At 71.6% G+C, this 17129-nt stretch carries 15 protein-coding genes; 9 read left to right on the top strand and 6 right to left on the bottom strand.

From position 1 onward, the window contains the following. Both AN218_RS14020 and ligD read right to left on the bottom strand, forming a co-directional pair. Window positions 1-911, bottom strand: a 911-nt coding sequence (locus tag AN218_RS14020; RefSeq protein ID WP_141747575.1) for a serine/threonine-protein kinase, incomplete at its 3' end; no start/stop codon positions are given. Window positions 912-1090: 179 nt separating this feature from the next. Further along, the gene (gene ligD / locus AN218_RS14025; protein WP_070017176.1) at window positions 1091-2104 is read right to left on the bottom strand and encodes a non-homologous end-joining DNA ligase; all 1014 of its coding nucleotides are present in this window, start codon (window positions 2102-2104) and stop codon (window positions 1091-1093) included. A gap of 160 nt (window positions 2105-2264) precedes the next feature. Between ligD and AN218_RS14030 the strand changes: the two genes are divergently transcribed. Both AN218_RS14030 and AN218_RS14035 read left to right on the top strand, forming a co-directional pair. Further along, a complete protein-coding gene (locus tag AN218_RS14030) occupies window positions 2265-3350 on the top strand; it encodes an ATP-dependent DNA ligase (protein ID WP_070017177.1) in 1086 nt (361 codons plus the stop codon). Window positions 3351-3404: 54 nt separating this feature from the next. Next, window positions 3405-3974 (top strand): DoxX family protein, encoded by a 570-nt coding sequence (locus tag AN218_RS14035; RefSeq protein WP_244900452.1) that lies wholly within the window; start codon window positions 3405-3407, stop codon window positions 3972-3974. A 78-nt stretch (window positions 3975-4052) separates the two neighbouring features. Here the strand turns inward: AN218_RS14035 and trxA are convergent, their stop codons facing one another. Beyond that, entirely contained in the window at window positions 4053-4472 is a 420-nt protein-coding gene (gene trxA / locus AN218_RS14040) for a thioredoxin (RefSeq protein WP_070017178.1), read from the bottom strand. Window positions 4473-4875: 403 nt separating this feature from the next. Between trxA and AN218_RS14045 the strand changes: the two genes are divergently transcribed. The 3 genes from AN218_RS14045 to AN218_RS14055 all read left to right on the top strand — a co-directional run bounded on the left by AN218_RS14045 (window position 4876) and on the right by AN218_RS14055 (window position 9047). Next, on the top strand, window positions 4876-5394 hold the full coding sequence (locus AN218_RS14045; RefSeq protein WP_070017179.1) for a lytic polysaccharide monooxygenase auxiliary activity family 9 protein: 519 nt from the start codon (window positions 4876-4878) through the stop codon (window positions 5392-5394). 290 nt (window positions 5395-5684) lie between these two features. Beyond that, window positions 5685-6758 (top strand): LLM class flavin-dependent oxidoreductase, encoded by a 1074-nt coding sequence (locus AN218_RS14050; protein ID WP_070017180.1) that lies wholly within the window; start codon window positions 5685-5687, stop codon window positions 6756-6758. A gap of 135 nt (window positions 6759-6893) precedes the next feature. Then, a complete protein-coding gene (locus tag AN218_RS14055; RefSeq protein WP_107421437.1) occupies window positions 6894-9047 on the top strand; it encodes a neutral/alkaline ceramidase in 2154 nt (717 codons plus the stop codon). 33 nt (window positions 9048-9080) lie between these two features. On the opposite strand, the gene AN218_RS14060 is transcribed toward AN218_RS14055, so the two are convergent. Beyond that, window positions 9081-10445: a S1 family peptidase gene (locus AN218_RS14060; RefSeq protein WP_244900453.1), complete on the bottom strand. Its 1365-nt coding sequence runs from the start codon at window positions 10443-10445 to the stop codon at window positions 9081-9083. Window positions 10446-10810: 365 nt separating this feature from the next. Between AN218_RS14060 and AN218_RS14065 the strand changes: the two genes are divergently transcribed. Then, a complete protein-coding gene (locus tag AN218_RS14065; protein ID WP_070017182.1) occupies window positions 10811-11401 on the top strand; it encodes an LAETG motif-containing sortase-dependent surface protein in 591 nt (196 codons plus the stop codon). Between the two features lie 220 nt (window positions 11402-11621). Here AN218_RS14065 and AN218_RS14070 read toward each other — a convergent pair whose 3' ends face one another. Continuing rightward, window positions 11622-12854 carry an acetyl-CoA C-acetyltransferase gene (locus AN218_RS14070; RefSeq protein WP_070017183.1) on the bottom strand — a complete coding sequence of 411 codons (1233 nt, stop codon included), beginning with the start codon at window positions 12852-12854 and terminating at the stop codon, window positions 11622-11624. Between the two features lie 171 nt (window positions 12855-13025). Next, a complete protein-coding gene (locus AN218_RS14075; RefSeq protein WP_070017184.1) occupies window positions 13026-13925 on the bottom strand; it encodes a LysR family transcriptional regulator in 900 nt (299 codons plus the stop codon). 276 nt (window positions 13926-14201) lie between these two features. Between AN218_RS14075 and AN218_RS14080 the strand changes: the two genes are divergently transcribed. The 3 genes from AN218_RS14080 to AN218_RS14090 form a co-directional block, all read left to right on the top strand. Further along, entirely contained in the window at window positions 14202-15113 is a 912-nt protein-coding gene (locus tag AN218_RS14080) for a CoA transferase subunit A (protein WP_107421438.1), read from the top strand. Between the two features lie 107 nt (window positions 15114-15220). Continuing rightward, window positions 15221-16060, top strand: a complete 840-nt coding sequence (locus AN218_RS14085) for a CoA-transferase subunit beta (protein WP_070017186.1) — start codon at window positions 15221-15223, stop codon at window positions 16058-16060. A gap of 116 nt (window positions 16061-16176) precedes the next feature. Next, the coding region (locus AN218_RS14090; RefSeq protein WP_244900454.1) for a 3-hydroxyacyl-CoA dehydrogenase NAD-binding domain-containing protein at window positions 16177-17129 on the top strand (953 nt) is incomplete at its 3' end.

Consider the following 17129-nt stretch of genomic DNA (forward strand, 5'->3'; position numbering starts at 1 on the left):
CCCGACGGTGCCGCCGCTGCCGCCGGGCGATGGGCTGCCGCCGCGGCCGCCCGTACCGGCTCACGCCACGGCGCCTGCGAGGGCAGCGCCACCGTCCCGGCGGCGCCCGCGAGCCACTCCTCCGCCTGCTCCAGCGTCAGCCGCTCCGCCACGTCCTTCGCGAGCAGCCCCTCGATCAACTCGCCCAGGACGCCCGCCCGTTCCATCGGACGCGGCGGTTCGCTCGCAGTCGCGTACGCCGTCTCCACCCAACTGCTCCGGCGGAAGGGCGCGACGCCCTCCACCGCCTCGTACAGCGTCGCGCCCAGCCCCCACACGTCGGAGGCCGGGCTCGACTCGCCGCCCTGCATCCGTTCCGGGGCCGCGTAGTTGATGGAGCCGACGAACTCGCCGGTGCGCGTCAGCGTCGTCGTCCCGGACGCCGCGGCGATGCCGAAGTCGGTCAGTACCGTCCGCTCACCGTCCTCGGAGAGCAGCACGTTGGCGGGCTTCACATCGCGGTGCAGCACACCCGCGGCGTGCGCGGCGCGCAGCGCCGAGGCCATCGCCCTGCCGCTGCGCGCGACGTCGCCCGGTGCCAACGGCCCGTCCTCGCGCACGACATCGCCGAGCGAGCGCGAGGGCACGTACTCCATGACGATGCACGGCCGCCCCTCCTCCTCGACCACGTCGTGCACGACGATGACGCCGGGGTGGCTGATGCGGGCGGCGCTGCGCGCCTCGCGGCGGGTGCGTTCGTACAGCCGCGTCCGCTCCTCGTCGTCCTGATGCGGCGCCACATGCAGCTTCTTGACGGCCACACGCCGGCCGAGCAGCGTGTCCTCGGCGAGCCATACCGTCCCCATGCCCCCGCGGCCGAGCTGCCGGGTGAGCCGGTACCTCCCCGCCAGCAGCCGGTCCTCGTCGGTCAACTCGAACTCCCGATCCCCCGGCAGCGCGACGCCGGTGCACACCCGTTTCCAGTGGTGAACCCTAGCTGCCTGCACGGCGGTTGTGACCCGGGACCGTCCGGCAGGGGCCCGCGACCGGGGCAGCGGCGGAAGCGGAGGCGGGGCGTCAGCTCTCGCTGCGCTTCAGCTCTCGGCGCGCGTCAGCTCTCCGTGCGCTTCGCCCGGCTCGGCTGGACGCGCTTGGGCTCGCCCTTCACCTTCGGATGCTCCGGCGGATAGGGCAGATCGCCGAGCCCGTGCTCGCGCTCGTCCCGGGCGGCCAGCTCCAGCGCGGCGTCCAGACGGCAGGGGTGCCGGTCCATCTCCGCGTGTACGTCGCCGACTTCGGCGAAGCGCAGCGGCATCGTCACCACGTCGAAGTCGTCCGGGTGCGCGTGCTCCAGCTCCTCCCAGCGCAGCGGCGCGGAGACCGTGGCCCGCCGGTTGGGACGTACGGAATAGGCGCTGGCGATGGTGCGGTCCCGTGCCGTCTGGTTGTAGTCGACGAAGATCCGCTCGCCGCGCTCCTCCTTCCACCACGCGGTGGTGACACGGGTGGGGTCGCGCCGCTCCAGCTCCCTGCCGACGGCGATGGCCGCACGCCGCACCTGCGCGAAGTTCCACTCGGGGACGATCGGCACGAAGACGTGCAGCCCGCGCCCGCCGGAGGTCTTCGGCCAGCCGTGCAGTCCCAACTCCGCCAGCAGCGGCCGCAGTTGGACCGCGGCGCGGACGGCGTCGGCGAAGTCCGTACCCGGCTGCGGATCGAGGTCGATGCGCAGCTCGTCGGGGTGGTCGGTGTCGGCGCGGCGCACCGGCCAGGGATGGAACGTCAGACAGCCGAGGTTCGCGGCCCACACCACGGCCGCGGGCCCGGTCGGGCAGATCTCGTCGGCGTGCCGTCCGCTGGGGAAGCTGATGCGGGCGGTGGGGATCCAGTCGGGGAGGTACTTGGGCGCGCGCTTCTGGAAGAAGGACTCCCCGTCCAGGCCCTCCGGGTAGCGCTCCAGCGTCGTCGGCCGGTCGTGCAGGGCGCGTGCCGCGCCCTCGCCCACCGTCACGTAGTAGCGGGCCACGTCCAGCTTGGTCAGTCCCCGCTCCGGGAAGTACACCTTGTCCGGGTTGGACAGCCGTACCTGCCGCCCGCCGACCGTCAGCTCCACCGCCTCGCCCATGCGGCCACGCTATGCCCGGGTGCGGCGGGCCGCCTCCCGGCGGACGGTAAAGCCCGCGCAGGCACGCCGGACCGGCGGCCGGGACGGACGCCGCGAACAGGCGGCCGCGAGCAGGCGTGCGCGAACAGGCGGGCGCGCCCGGNGCGCATAGAGTCTGGCCATGGACCTGCCGGTGATGCCGCCCGTCAAGCCGATGCTCGCCAAGCTCGCCGCGAAGATCCCCGCGGGCATGCAGTACGAGGCCAAGTGGGACGGCTTCCGCGCCATCGTCTTCCGCGACGGCGAGGAGACGGAGATCGGCAGCCGCACCGGCAAATCGCTCAAGCGCTACTTCCCCGAACTGGTCACGGCGCTGCTCGCCAACCTCCCGGAGCGCTGCGTCGTCGACGGCGAGATCGTCGTCGCACGGGACGGCAGGCTCGACTTCGACGCCCTCGGCCAGCGCATCCATCCGGCCGCCTCCCGGGTGCGGCTGCTCGCGGAGGAGACACCGGCGTCCTTCGTCGCCTTCGACGTGCTCGCGCTCGGCGACGACTCGCTCATGGAGACACCGCTGCGCGAGCGCCGCGAGATCCTGGAGCGGGCGCTGCGCCCGGCGCGCGCGCCGGTCTTCGTGGCGCCCGCGACGCGGGACGCCGCCCTCGCGCGGCAGTGGTTCGACGAGTTCGAGGGCGCCGGTCTCGACGGCATCGTGGCCAAGGGCCTCGACGTGCCGTACCGGCCCGACGAGCGCCTCATGGTGAAGGTCAAGCACGAGCGCACCGCGGACTGCGTGCTGGCCGGGCTGCGCCCGCACAAGAGCGGCGAGGGCGTCGGCTCGCTGCTGCTCGGCCTGTACGACACGGAGGGCACGCTCCAGCACGTCGGCGTGTGCGCCTCGTTCACCATGAACCGCCGCCGTGAACTCATGGCCGAACTCGACCCGTTGCGCATGTCCGACCCGTCCGGACACCCGTGGGCGCGCTGGCAGAGCGAGGAGGCGCACACACAGAGCCGGCTGCCGGGAGCGCCGAGCCGCTGGAGCGGCACCAAGGACCTCTCGTGGGTGCCGCTGCGCCCCGAGCGCGTCTGCGAGGTCGCCTACGACCACATGGAGGGCGACCGCTTCCGGCACACCACACAGTTCCGCCGCTGGCGCACCGACCGCGAACCCCGCGAGTGCACCTACGCCCAGCTCGAAGAGCCCGTCCGCTACGACCTCTCCCGCATGCTGACCGAGTCCCCTGAGTCCCCCCAGTCGCGCTAACCCCAGCCGCGCTAACCCCCCACCCCGAGCACGCAGTTACGAAGGGACGTCACCATGGGTCATCCGATGTGCGCCGGCCGCCGCCGGCGCCGCCACCGCAGCCACTCCGTCCGCCAGGACCTCGGACTTCTCGTGCTCCGCCTCGGCACCGGCGGCGTGCTCTTCGCGCACGGCGCCCAGAAGCTCTTCGGCTGGTTCGGCGGCCACGGCCTGGAGAAGACGGCCGGAGCCATGGAGCAGATCGGCTTCCGGCCGGGACGCCCCAGCGCGCTGGCCTCCGGCATCGGCGAGGCCGGCGGCGGGACGCTGCTGGCGCTGGGCCTGGCGTCGCCGGGGGCCGGGGCGGCGGTGGCGGGGGCGATGGCAGGGGCCGCGTCCGTCCATGTGCCCGCGGGATTCTTCAACGACAAGGGCGGGCTGGAGTTTCCGGCGTATCTGGGGCTCGCCGGGTCGGCGCTCGCCCTGGCCGGCCCGGGCGCCTTCTCGCTGGACGAGCTACTGGGGCACCGGCTCAACAGGCCCTGGATGCTGGGGGTGACCTTCGCCGCCGCGGCGGCAGCGGCGGCCTGCGTCGTCACACGGCGGCAGCGCGTGCAGCGCGAGGAGAGCGGTCAGGCGGACTGATCCGGTGCGACGGGGCGGGCGGGTCCGGACGTACGGAACGCTCCCGCCGGCCCGCCCTGCCTCACTGGCCGGGCACGCTCACTGGCCGGGCTGCGCGCCCCCTCCGCCCTCGCCCTGCGCGTTCTGTTCCTGTGCGTCCTCCGGGGACGCCGACGCGGACTGGCGTACCTCGTCCATGTCCAGGCCGCGGGCCTGCCCGATCAGATCCTCCAGGACGGCCTCGGGCAGCGCGCCCGGCTGGGAGAAGACGACGATGCGGTCCCGCACGATCGCCAGCGTGGGGATCGACTGGACCTCGAAGGCCGCGGCCAGTTCCTGCTGGGCCTCGGTGTCGACCTTCGCGAAGGTCAGATCGGTGTGACGCTCCGCCGCCGCCTCGTAGACCGGTGCGAACTGCCGGCACGGACCGCACCAGTCCGCCCAGAAGTCGATCAGGACGAAGCCGTCGTCGGCGACGACCTCGTCGAAGTTGTCCTTGGTGAGCTCCGTGGTGCTCATGTGCTCTCCTGCTGTTGAGGACGGGGCGGACCGTGGCGGCCCTCGGTCGGCCCGACGGGTGATGCCGGGAGTTCCCGGGTCGCGTTCCCGCCGCCGCACGCCGCCTAAACCGCTCGTCCGGCACCGATGTTCCGCAAGCGCTCTCATACATCGCGCCAATCACGGACGGGGGTCTTGACCGGGCGCCGATTGTCGCTATGGTCTAGACCTAATGGCGAGCGTGAATTCCGGGTCCCCCAGCTCGAAGCCGTCAGCACCTTCACCCACGGCTGGTCCTCAGCGCTGGCGGATCATGCCTTCACATCGCTTCCGCGTTCAACGAGGCCGTCTGCAAGGGTGAGCGGTACCAACGTGCCCTCCCCTCCTCGCCGTTGCCGGCGGTCCGGACCGTGAAGGAGTTGGCATGCACTTCAAGAGGAAGCTTGCGGCGAGCATCGGGGCGGGCGTCGCCCCCCTGCTCGCTCTGTCCCTGCCGGCCGCACCGGCGAGTGCCCACGGCTACATCGACTCACCGCCGAGCAGGCAGGCGCAGTGCGCCGCCGGCACCGTCGAGTGCGGGTCCATCACATGGGAGCCGCAGAGCGTCGAGGGGCCCAAGGGCCTCACGAGCTGCAGCGGCGGCAACGAGCAGTTCGCCGAGCTGGACGACGACGGCAAGGGCTGGGCCGTCACGCCCGTGGGCAAGACGACGGACTTCAACTGGCGTCTGACGGCGCGGCATTCGACGAGTACGTGGCAGTACTTCGTCGGCGGCTCGAAGATCGCGGAGTTCGACGACGGCGGTGCGCAGCCCGGCGAGACCGTCACGCACCAGGTCGACTTCGGCGATCTGAGCGGGCAGCAGAAGGTGCTCGCGGTGTGGAACATCGCCGACACCGCCAACGCCTTCTACGCCTGCATCGATGTGAACGTCGGCGGCTGACGGCCGCGGTGACACGCGGCTGAGCCGGCCGTACGGCACGCGGCGCCGCCGGAGCTCTCCGCCTCCGGCGGCGCCGTCCCGTCTGTGACCGGCGGCCCGTCCGCACACCTGCGTCTCCCTGCCCCGCCGCACTTCCCTCTGTTTCCCTCTGTCTCCCTCTGCTTCTGCGTCCCGGTGGCGTCCGCGCGACCATGGAAGAAGACCGCGTGGCAGACTGTCGGCACCCGGTAGTTCAATACTGAACGACGTAGCTCCGGGTGGCCGGCGGAGTCAACGAGAGGGTGAGAGCGGTGCAGTTCGGGATCTTCACCGTCGGGGACGTCACGACGGATCCCACCGACGGCAGCACGCCCAGCGAACACGAGCGCATCAAGTCGATGGTCGCCGTCGCGCTGAAGGCGGAGGAGGTGGGGCTCGACGTCTTCGCCACGGGCGAGCACCACAACCCGCCGTTCGTACCGTCGTCGCCGACGACGATGCTCGGCTGGATCGCCGCCCGTACCGAGCGGCTGATCCTCTCCACCTCCACGACGCTGATCACCACCAACGACCCGGTGAAGATCGCCGAGGACTACGCGATGCTGCAGCATCTCGCCGACGGCCGGGTCGACTTGATGATGGGCCGCGGCAACACCCCGCCCGTCTACCCCTGGTTCGGGCAGGACATCCGCCAGGGCATCCCGCTGGCCCTGGAGAACTACGCGCTGCTGCACGAGTTGTGGCGCGAGGACGTCGTGGACTGGGAGGGCCGCTTCCGTACGCCCCTCCAGAGCTTCACCTCGACACCCCGCCCGCTGGACGGTGTGCCTCCGTTCGTCTGGCACGGCTCCATCCGCAGCCCGGAGATCGCCGAACAGGCCGCGTACTACGGCGACGGCTTCTTCGCGAACCACATCTTCTGGCCCACGGAGCACTTCCAGCAGCTCATCGGGCTCTACCGGGAGCGCTACGCCCACTACGGCCACGGCACCCCGGAGCAGGCGATCGTGGGGCTCGGCGGGCAGGTGTTCATGCGCCCCAACTCCCAGGACGCCGTACGGGAGTTCCGTCCGTACTTCGACAACGCTCCCGTCTACGGGCACGGGCCCACGCTGGAGGAGTTCACCGAGCAGACGCCGCTGACGGTCGGCAGTCCGCAGGAGGTGATCGAGAAGACGCTCACCTTCCGTGAGTCCTTCGGCGACTACCAGCGGCAGCTCTTCCTCATGGACCACGCGGGCCTGCCGCTGAAGACCGTGCTGGAGCAGTTGGACATGCTCGGCGAGGAGGTCGTGCCGGTGCTGCGCAAGGAGTTCGCCGCGCTGCGTCCCGCCGGGGTGCCGGAGGCTCCGACCCACGCGTCGCTGGTCGCCCAACGCGGCTGAGTCCGGCCCGGGTTGGGCCGGGAGAATTGGTCCGGTCCTTTTTTCGCGCAATCCCCGCACGCGCATTGTGGGGGGTGGTGCGGGGTGACATCCTCAACGGCATTACCGGGAAGTAGCCCTACAGAGGAGCACCCGTTGAGCAGTACCCACCCCCACACCCCACCGTCCTCCGGCAGCCCGGAGGACTCCCCGCCCGCCTCGCCGGAGACCGGCGCCGAGCAGGGCCCACGCCGCCGCAGCCGCCGCACCGTCCTGCGTGCGGGCGCCGCGCTCACCGGACTCGGCCTCGCCGGGATCCCGCCCGGCGCCCAGGCCGCCCAGGCGGAGGCAGCCGTCAACTCCGCCGCGGCGGCGGGCGGTTACCTCGTCGGCCGCGGCATCTCCGACACCACCGGCGAGATAGCCGAGGTCGGCATGATGGGCTACGGCCGCATCGACCAGCAGGCACAGGGGCTCCATACGCGCCTGCGCGCCCGCGCGTTCGTCTTCGCCGACCAGGGCAGCGACGAGCGTGTGCTGCTGGTCGTCGTCGACACGGCCATGATCTTCGAGAGCGTGCACCAGGCCGTACTGAAGCGGCTCGCGGAGAAGTACGGCGACCTCTACACGCACCGCAACGTGATGATCGCCGCCACCCACACCCACTGCGGGCCTGGCGGCTCCTCGCACCATCTGCTCTACGACCTCACCACGTTCGGCTTCCACAAGAAGACGTTCGAGGCCATGACGGACGGCATCACCGAGGCCGCCGTACGCGCCCACGAGGACCTGGCGCCCTCCGAACTCACCCTCACCCACGCCGAGTTGACCGGCACCAACGCCAACAGGTCCCGCGAGGCCTTCGAGCGCAACCCCTCGGAGCTGCGCAGCCACTTCCCCGACGCGGTCGACACGCAGAGCACGCTGCTGCGCATCGAGCGCGACGGGCGAGTGGCCGGAGCCGTCAACTGGTTCCCGGTGCACGGGACGAGCATGTCCGGCGAGAACAAGCTGATCAGCGCCGACAACAAGGGCTATGCCGCCTACCGTTGGGAGCGCGAGGTCGAGGGCGGCGACTATCTCGCCGACGGCACACCGGACTTCGTCTCCGCGTTCGCGCAGACCAACTCGGGCGACATGTCGCCGAACCTGGATCTGAAGCCGCCGACGACGCCCGCCGACTTCGGCCACACCCACGAGAGCGGCACCCGCCAGTACGAGGCGGCTTCGGGCCAACTCGACCAGCGGGGAACGAAGATGACCGGCGGCGTCGACTCCCGCCTCGTCTACATCGACCTCTCCGACGTGACCGTCGAGCCCGAGTTCACCGGCGACGGCAAGCAGCACAAGACGGCCAAGCCCGCGATCGGCGCGTCCATGGCGGCCGGCAGCCTGGAGGACGGGCCCGCCTTCCCCGGCTTCGACGAGGGCGAGAACCCGCTGTGGGACAAGATCTCCGACTCGATCATCTACGAGGCCTCACCCGAACTGCGCCAGGCCCAGGCCCCGAAGGGCATCTTCGTGCCCGTCGGCGAGATGAACGCGATCTACCCCTGGGTCCAGGAGCAGGTGCCCGTACAACTGCTGCGCATCGGGCAGTTGTACCTGGTCGGCGTCCCCGGTGAGGTGACCGTGTGCGCCGGGCTGCGGCTGCGGCGTACGGTCGCCGAGACGGTCGGGGCCGAGGTACGGGACGTGCTCGTCGCCGGGTACGCCAACTCCTACTTCCACTACCTCACCACGCCCGACGAGTACGACTCACAGCAGTACGAGGGCGGCAGCACCCTCTTCGGACGGTGGCAGCTCCCGGCGATCCAGCAGACGGCGGCACGGCTCGCGCGCGCCATGAAGGACGGGGAGAGCGTGCCGATCGGGCCCGTGGCCCCGGACATCTCCGACAAGACGATCTCCCTTCAGCCGGGGATCGTGCTGGACGCGCCGCCGATCTCGCACGAGTTCGGGGACGTGCTGACCGCGCCGCGCGCCAACTACCGTGCGGGGGAACGGGTCACGGTCGTCTTCGCCGGCGCCCACCCCGGCAACGTGCTGCACCGGGGCGGGACGTATCTGCGCGTCGAGGAGAAGAAGGACGGCGAGTGGCGCACCGTCGCGGACGACGGCGACTGGTCGACGACCTTCCACTGGGAGCGTTACGGCGTCGCCGCCTCGAAGGTGACGGTCACCTGGGACATCCCCGAGAAGACGCCCTCCGGTGAGTACCGGATCCGCTACGAGGGAGACGCCAAACCGGTCGCGGGCGACCCGAAAGCCATCACGGGAACCAGTTCCGGATTCACCGTGGGCGGCTGACGGATCGCCCGTCGGGGGCGCCGGTCCGGCTGCTTACTGGAACAGGCCCTGTTCTTGCTCCTGCTCCTGGCCTTGTTCCTGGCCCTGCTGCTGTCCGGCGTCCCCGCCGCCGCTGCCGATCTCCGCGCCCGTCGCCTCCAGTGCGTCGGTGACCGGCTGGAAGAAGGTCTCGCCGCCCTGCGTGCAGTCGCCGCTGCCGCCGGAGGTCAGACCCACGGCCTTGTCCTCGGAGAACATCGAGCCGCCGCTGTCGCCGGGCTCGGCGCAGACGTTCGTCTGGATCAGGCCGTTGACGATGTCGCCGCCGCCGTAGTTGACGGTCGCGTCCAGGCCGGTGACCTCGCCGTCGGTGACGCCGGTGGTGCTGCCGCTGCGCTGCACCTGCATGCCCACGGCGGCCTCGGCGGCGCCGGTGATCTCCTGCGTACCGCCCTGGCCCGAACCCAGCGGGTCGAGGTTGACGGCGCTGGTGGCCTCGGCCTGTGCGTCGTCGAGGGTGGCGATCGCGAAGTCGGTCTCCGGGAACTGCGAGTCCTGGATCGTGCCGAAGGCGTTGGCGCCGGCCTCGTCGGACGTCCAGTTCTTCGCCGCGTTGCCGCAGTGACCGGCCGTCAGGAAGCCGGGTGCGCCGTCGACCGTGACGTTGAAGCCGAGCGAACAGCGGGTGCCGTCGGCGAAGATCGCGTCGCCGCCGAGCACTCCGTCCGCGGCGGCGTCGTCGCCCGCGCCCGAACCGTCGTCACCGGCGCCGTCGCCGTTGCCGGCACCCTGGCCGTTGCCGTTTCCTTGGCCGTTGCCCATGCCTTGGCCGTTTCCTTGGCCGTTCCCCTGGCCGTTCCCCTGGCCGTTGCCCTGGGCGCCCATGCCGCCGTTGCCGTGCAGCCGCTGGAACTTGCCGCTGGAGCGCTCCAGCGACATCTTGCCGTCCATGCCGGCGGCGGTCTTGGTGAGGGAGTTCCAGCCCTGGCTGTCGACGGTCTGGTCGGCCAGCACGGACACCTTGTTCGTACGGGGGTCCACGGACCAGGCCGTACCCGGTACCGCGCCCGCGCCCGCGAGGGTGTCGCTGACCTTCTTCAGCTCCGCCTTGGAGTTCTGGACGATTCTGGCCTCGGCGCCGCTCTGCTCGACGCGCTGGGCCGTCTCCTCGTCGAGAACGTTCATGACGAGCTTCTTGGCCTTGCCGTCGATGAACCAGCCGGCGGTGTTCGCACCGTTCTCGTCCGCGAGCTTCGTGCCCATCGCGGCGGCCGCCTTGGCGCTCATGGTGCGGGGGCCGGACTCGTCCTGCTGCCCCGCGCTCGCGTACGGCAGGGTGATGGCGGCGAGCGCCAGTGCGGCGGTGCCTGCGCCGGCTATCACATACGCCCGCTTGCTGTCCTTGCGTCGATGGCTCAACTCACTGACCTCCCTGGGTCGTGGACCGGCGCCTGGTCGCCGGTTCGGCGCAGTGGCACGCCATGGTTTCTCCACAGGTACTCGCTCTCGCCGTTTCATAGTTGAGACCGCTCAATGTGCGTGAGTTTCCCCCGCCGATGCACACGGGGCGGTAGGGTCAGCGGGTTCCAGCGGGAACGGGCGGGCAGCCACCGGACCGCACGGGGGAGCACAGTCGCATCACTTGCCACCACGCCTGAACTGCCCCTTTCTCAGGGCTTTTTGAACGTATGGGGGCGGGCGCGACCAGTGATGCACCGGGGAGTACCGTGCTGTCCTCGCACGACATCCGCTCTGCACAACTTCTTCATCCTCAGAGGGAGATCATGACCGCTATACGTCAGAGATGGCACCGTGCCGCCGCCGTCGCCACCGGTGTCGCCGCCCTTGCGGGCACGGGGATGTTCGTCGCCTCCCCGGCCTCCGCCCACGTCCCGGGCTGGGAGGTGGACTGCTACGCAACGAGCATCCACCTCGAGAACTACAACGACCAGGTCGAGAACACGGTCACCATCAGCGTGGGCGACAAGAAGCTGGTGGACGAGAAGTTCGGCCGCACCTTCGACAAGAAGGTCGACCTGCCCAAGCACACCTCGCCGCTCGACGTGCACCTGGTCGTCAAGGCCGGTGACGACGACAAGTTCTCGCGTGACGAGCACAAGTCGTCGCCGGTGTGCGAGGAGTCGCCCTCGCCCTCCCCGTCGCCCAGCGACGAGCCCAGTGATGAGCCCAGCAGCGAGGCCCCGGCGCCGCCGTCGGAGGAGCCCAGCACCGCGCCGAACGGCGGCGGTGACGACCTCGCCGAGACCGGTGCCTCCAGCGCCACCCCGATGATCGCCGGTGCCGCCGGTGTCGTCCTGGTCGCGGGTGCCGGCCTGGTCGTCGTCGCGCGCAAGCGCCGCTCCGCGCAGGACTGACACAACTCCTCGCGCAGAGCACCGAGTACGGCACGGCGAGGGCCCGGCAGCATCCGATGCTGCCGGGCCCTCGTCATGTGCGCGGCCCGCTACCGGACCTCCGTCCGGGACGGTACGAAGCCAGGGACGGGCCCCGCCGCCGGGTGAACTCCCCTCGTACGAGGGCCGCTTGAGGAGCAGCAGCATGCAGCCCGAGGCGTTCGGCAGTGCTCGGCGGTGCTCAGCAACGTTCGAAGACTGCCGCGAGGCCCTGCCCGCCGCCGATGCACATCGTCTCCAGGCCGTACCGTGCCTGCGTACGGTCCATGTGGCGGGCCAGCGTGGTGAGGATGCGCGCGCCCGTCGCGCCCACCGGGTGTCCGAGCGAGATGCCGGAGCCGCAGACGTTGACGCGCTCCTCGTGGTCCTGCTCGGTGAGGCCCAACTCGCGTGTGCACGCCAGGACTTGGGCGGCGAACGCCTCGTTCAGCTCGATCAGGTCCAGATCGGCGAGCGAGAGCCCGGCACGGTCCAGGGCGGCACGGGTCGCGCCGACGGGCCCGATGCCCATCGTCTTCGCCGGGACGCCCGCGCGCGCGAAGGAGACCAGCCGTACCAGCGGTGTCAGGCCCAGGCGTTCGGCCGTCGCGGCGGTGGTGACCAGACAGGCCGCGGCGGCGTCGTTCTGGCCGCTGGCGTTGCCGGCGGTGACCGTCGCCTCCGGGTCGCTCTTGCCCATCACCGGGCGCAGTGCGGCCAGTTGGTCCGCCGTCGTCTCCGGCCGCGGGTGCTCGTCGACCGCCACCTCGCTCTCGCCCTTACGGGTGCGCACGGTCACCGGCACGATCTCCTCCGCGAACCAGCCCTCGTCCATGGCGCGGGCGGCACGCTGCTGCGAGCGCAGCGCCAGCGCGTCCTGGTCGGCGCGTGAAATGCCGTACGCGCGGCGCAGGTTCTCCGCCGTCTCGATCATCCCGCCCGGTACGGGGTGGAGTTCGCCGCCCGCGGTGACCCGGCCGCGTGCGAGGGCGTCGTGGAGCTGGAGCCCGGGGCCCTTGATGCCCCAGCGGCCCTCGTGGGTGTAGTACGGGGCGGCGCTCATCACATCGACTCCGCCCGCGACCACGATCTCGCTGAACCCGGCCTGTATCTGCATCGCCGCGTCCAGCACCGCCTGGAGTCCGGAGCCGCAGCGGCGGTCGGTCTGTAGGCCCGTCACGGTCTGCGGAAGCCCCGCGTCCAGGGCGGCGACCCGTCCGATGGCCGGGGCCTCGGCGCTGGGGTAGGCGTGGCCGAGGATCACCTCGTCGATCTGCGAGCCGTCGAGGCCGCTGCGCGCGACGACTTCGGCGATCACATGGGCCGCGAGCGCGGCGGGCCGCTGCCCGGCCAGGGCGCCGCCGAAGCGCCCGATGGGCGTGCGCAGCGGGTGGCAGACGACGACATCGGTACGGTCCGGCGTGGGCGCTGACATGGCGGAGTGCCTTTCTGGCTGCTGAGTCGGAAGGGGAGGGGAGGACAGGCGCGTGCGGAGCGCGCGGGAGCGAAGGGGAGCGGACGGGGCCGTGTGCTTCCGTACGACCCTTCCACCGCGGACTATTCCGGTCCAATATCCGATACGCCTCGCACTGAGACGTGCGGGCTATCAATCCCCGCCGGGCGGCGGCAGCGTCTGTTCCGCGACGTCCAGGACGCTGCGCAGCGCCGCCGACGGGTTGTCCGTACGCCAGGCGAGCGCCGCCCGTAGCACCACGGGCGGTCCCGCCAGCGGCCGGTAGACCAGGCCGGTCTGCTGGATGTGCATGCAGGAGGTGAACGTGAGCGTCACACCGACCCCCATCGCGACGAGCGCCAGGATCGTGTACGAGTCCGGGGCCTCCTGCACGATCCGCGGATGGAAGCCGTGCTGTTCGCACGTCTGGAGCGTGGTGTCGCGCAGGCTGGAGCCCGTACGCGCGGGGAAGCTGACGAAGGGCTCCTCCGCCAACTCCCGTACGTCGATGCGCTCGTGGCGGGCGAGCCGGTGGTCGGAGGGCAGCGCGCACACCAGCTCCTCCTCGCCGATCACCCGGTGCTCCACGCCCGGCAGGTTCACCGGGAGCCGTACGAAGCCCAGGTCGAGGGTGCCGTCGGCGACGCGCGACAGCGCCCGGTTCGCATAGTTCTGGCCGAGCATCACCAGCTCGATGCCGGGATGCGCGGCCCGTACGGCGCGGGCGAGGCGGGGGAGCGTGGCATGGCTGGAGGCGCCGGCGAAGCCGACGCTGACGCGTCCGTACTCGCCGCGGCCCGCGGCCTTCGCGACCCGCCGGGCGATGTCGATGTCCTCCAGGACGGTGCGGACCGGGTCGAGGAACGCCTCGCCGGCGCTGGTCAGCCGTACCGAGCGCGTGCTGCGCTCGAAGAGCTGCACCCCCAGCTCCTTCTCCAACTGCCGGATCTGCTGGCTCAGCGGCGGCTGCGCCATCTGCAGCCGCTTGGCGGCGCGGCCGAAGTGCAGCTCCTCGGCGACGGCGACGAAGGAGGAGAGGTAGCGCAGTTCCACGTCGCCCGCCCTTTCCCGGTGAGGCCCCCGGTCAGTTATTTCTCTCGCGTCTCAAACTGACCTTAATTCGGTATTGGACGCCAATCAATGGCGGGTGGGAGCGTACGTGCCGTACGTGCCGTGCCGAGCCGAGCCGCGCCGGGAGAACGGGCGCCGGGAGATGGGGAGATGGCCGTGGAGAGCGCCGTGACGAACGGACCCGCCGACAGGACGGACAGGACGGACGGGACCGACGGGACGCGCCGTGGGGACAGCCCCGCGGACAAGACGGTCACGATGCGCGAGGCCGTGGCCGCCTACGTCCACGACGGCGACACCGTCTCCCTGGAGGGCTTCACCCACCTCATCCCCACCGCGGCCGGGCACGAGATCATCCGGCAGGGCCGCCGGGACCTGACCGTCGTCCGCATGACCGCGGACATCGTCGTCGACCAGATGCTCGCCGCGGGCTGTGTCTCGCGCCTCGTCTCCTCCTTCGTCGGCAACTCCTCGGCCGGGTCGCTCGGCGAGCTGCGCCGCCGCGTGGAGCACGCCGACCCGGAGCCGCTCGCCTTCGAGGAGTACAGCCACTACGGGATGATCTGCCGCTACATCGCCGGCGCCCAGCGGCTGCCCTTCTACCCGCTGCGCAGCTACGGCGGCAGCGATCTGCCGGGGGTCAACCCCGCGCTGCGCAAGGTGACGTCGCCCTATCCGGGTCCGGACGGCGAGAGCGAGGAGATCTACGTCGTGCCGCCCGTCAACCCGGACGTGACGTTCGTGCACGCCCAGCGCGCCGACCGCTCCGGCAACACCCAGGTCTGGGGCCTGACCGGCGTGCAGGCCGAGGCGGTCTACGCCGCGCGCAAGGCCGTCGTCGTCGTGGAGGAGGTCGTCGAGGACGAGGTCGTACGCTCCGACCCGAACCGCACCCTGATCCCCGCGCACGCCGTCGACGCCGTCGTGGTCTGCCCCCGCGGCGCCCATCCGTCCTTCGCCCAGGGCTACTACGACCGCGACAACGCCTTCTACCGCTCGTGGTCGGCCATCAGCAAGGACAAGGAGCGGCTGACCGCCTGGCTCGCGGAGTGGGTGCACGGCACCGCGGACCACGCCGAGTACGTCGCCAAGCTCGGCGAGGAGTTCTGGGAGGGCCTGGCCGTGGGAGAGGCGATGAGCCGGCCCGTCAACTACGGGCGGCGGCTGTGACGTTCGGCCCCTCGCCCTCGTCGCCCTCGTCGCGTACGCCGCGGTCTTCGCGTACGCCGCGCCCGTCCCGTACCCAGCCAGCACCCGTCTTCGGAAGCGAGCCGCAGATGACCACTCCCGCAGCGAACCCCGCCGCCACGTCGGCCGGCTCGACCGCCCCGGCCACGTCCGCCGCCTCCGCCGCGAGCCCCGACGTGACCTCCTCCGAGCTGCTCTCCGCCGTCGCCGCCCGTGAACTGGCGGGCAGGCGCACGGTGTTCGCCGGTATCGGGCTGCCCACGCTGGCCGCCTCCCTCGCGCATCTGACCGTCGCCCCGGGCCTGGAGGTCGTCTACGAGTCGGGGGTCTGCGGCGCGCACCCCTCGCATCTGCCGGAGACCATCGCCGACGCCGTGCTCATCACGGACGCCGAGGCGGTCATCCCGATGCCGACGCTCTTCGGCTCCGTGCTCCAGGGCGGCCATATCGACGTCGGCTTCCTCGGCGCCGCGCAGATCGACAAGTGGGGCAACCTCAACTCGTCCGTCATCGGCGACTGGCACCGTCCCAGGGCGCGGCTGCCCGGTTCGGGCGGCGCCAACGAGGTCATGGCGAACGCCGCCGAGGTCTTCGTCGTCATGCGCCGCCACGATCCGCGTTCCTTCACCGAGAAGTTGGACTTCTGCACCTCGCCCGGCCCGGACCGCGCGCTCGCCGACGGCATCCGGCCACTGGGCGCCGGAGTCACGCGCGTCATCACGGAGTTGGGCATCCTGGCGCGCGAAGGCGTGGGCGAGGAGCTGCGGTTGGCCGCGCTGCATCCCGGCGTGACCGCCGAGGACGTGCGCGCCGCCACCGGCTGGGACCTTCAGGTCGCGGGCGACCTGAGCGTGATCGAGCCCCCCACGGAGAGTGAACTCGCCCTGCTGCGCGAGGATGTGGACCCGGAACGCGTCTATCTGCGCTGAGAGCGGGCACGGCGCTCCGCGCCGTGTCCCCGCCCGTACGGCGGACAGGACCTGACGTGAGGGACGCGACGCGGCGGTACGGCGCGGGTGCGCCGGGGGAGCGGAGGGTGAGCAGGATGCGGATCAGAATCGTGGGCGCCGGCGTCATGGGCCGGGGCGTCGCCCAGTGGGCGGCGGTCGCCGGGCACACCGTCGAACTCGCCGACGCACGCGAGGAGTCGGTGACCGAGGCCGTCGGCTTCGTGACGGACATGCTGGAACGCGCCGTGCACAAGGGGCGCATGAACCGGGACGAGGCCGACGCCGCCCGCGCCCGACTGGTGCCGCTCGCCTCGCCGTTCGCGCCCCCGGAACCGGAGGACGCCCCCGCCCTCGTCGTCGAGGCCGTCCGCGAGGACCTGGAGACGAAGGCCGAGGTCTTCGCCGAACTGGCCGAGGTGCTCCCGGAGTCGGCCGTCTTCGCCACCAACACCTCCTCCCTCTCCGTCACCGAGATCGGCGCACGGCTCGCCGACCCCTCCCGCCTGGCCGGGCTGCACTTCTTCAACCCCGTACCGCTGATGAAGATCGTGGAGGTCGTGCCGGGCGCGGCCACCCGCGCGGAGATCCCGGGATTCCTCACCGCCTTCGCCGAGGGCTGCGGGCACCGTGCGGTGACCGTCGCCGACACCCCCGGGTTCCTCGTCAACCACGCGGGGCGCGGCCTCGTCACCGAGGCGCTGGCCCTGCTGGAGGAGTCCGTCGCGCCGCCCGCCGACCTCGACGCGGTCGCCCGCGACGTACTGGGCCTGCGCATGGGCCCGTTCGCCCTCATGGACCTCACCGGCCTCGACGTCACGGCGTCCGTCATCGACACCGTCTGGCGCGGCTTCCGCCACTCCGAGCGGCTGCGGCCCTCGTACCTCACCGCGAACCGCGTCACCGCCGGACTGCACGGCCGCAAGACCGGACGGGGCTGGTACCCGTACGGGCCGCAGGCGCCCGGCGACGCCGCCGCGCCCACACCGGCACCGGGCGGCGGCGACGCCTCGCGTCCCGTGACGGTCGTGGGCGAGGGCCCGGACGCGGA

Source organism: Streptomyces nanshensis (assembly GCF_001751255.1).
Classification (GTDB): Bacteria; Actinomycetota; Actinomycetes; order Streptomycetales; family Streptomycetaceae; genus Streptomyces; species Streptomyces nanshensis_A.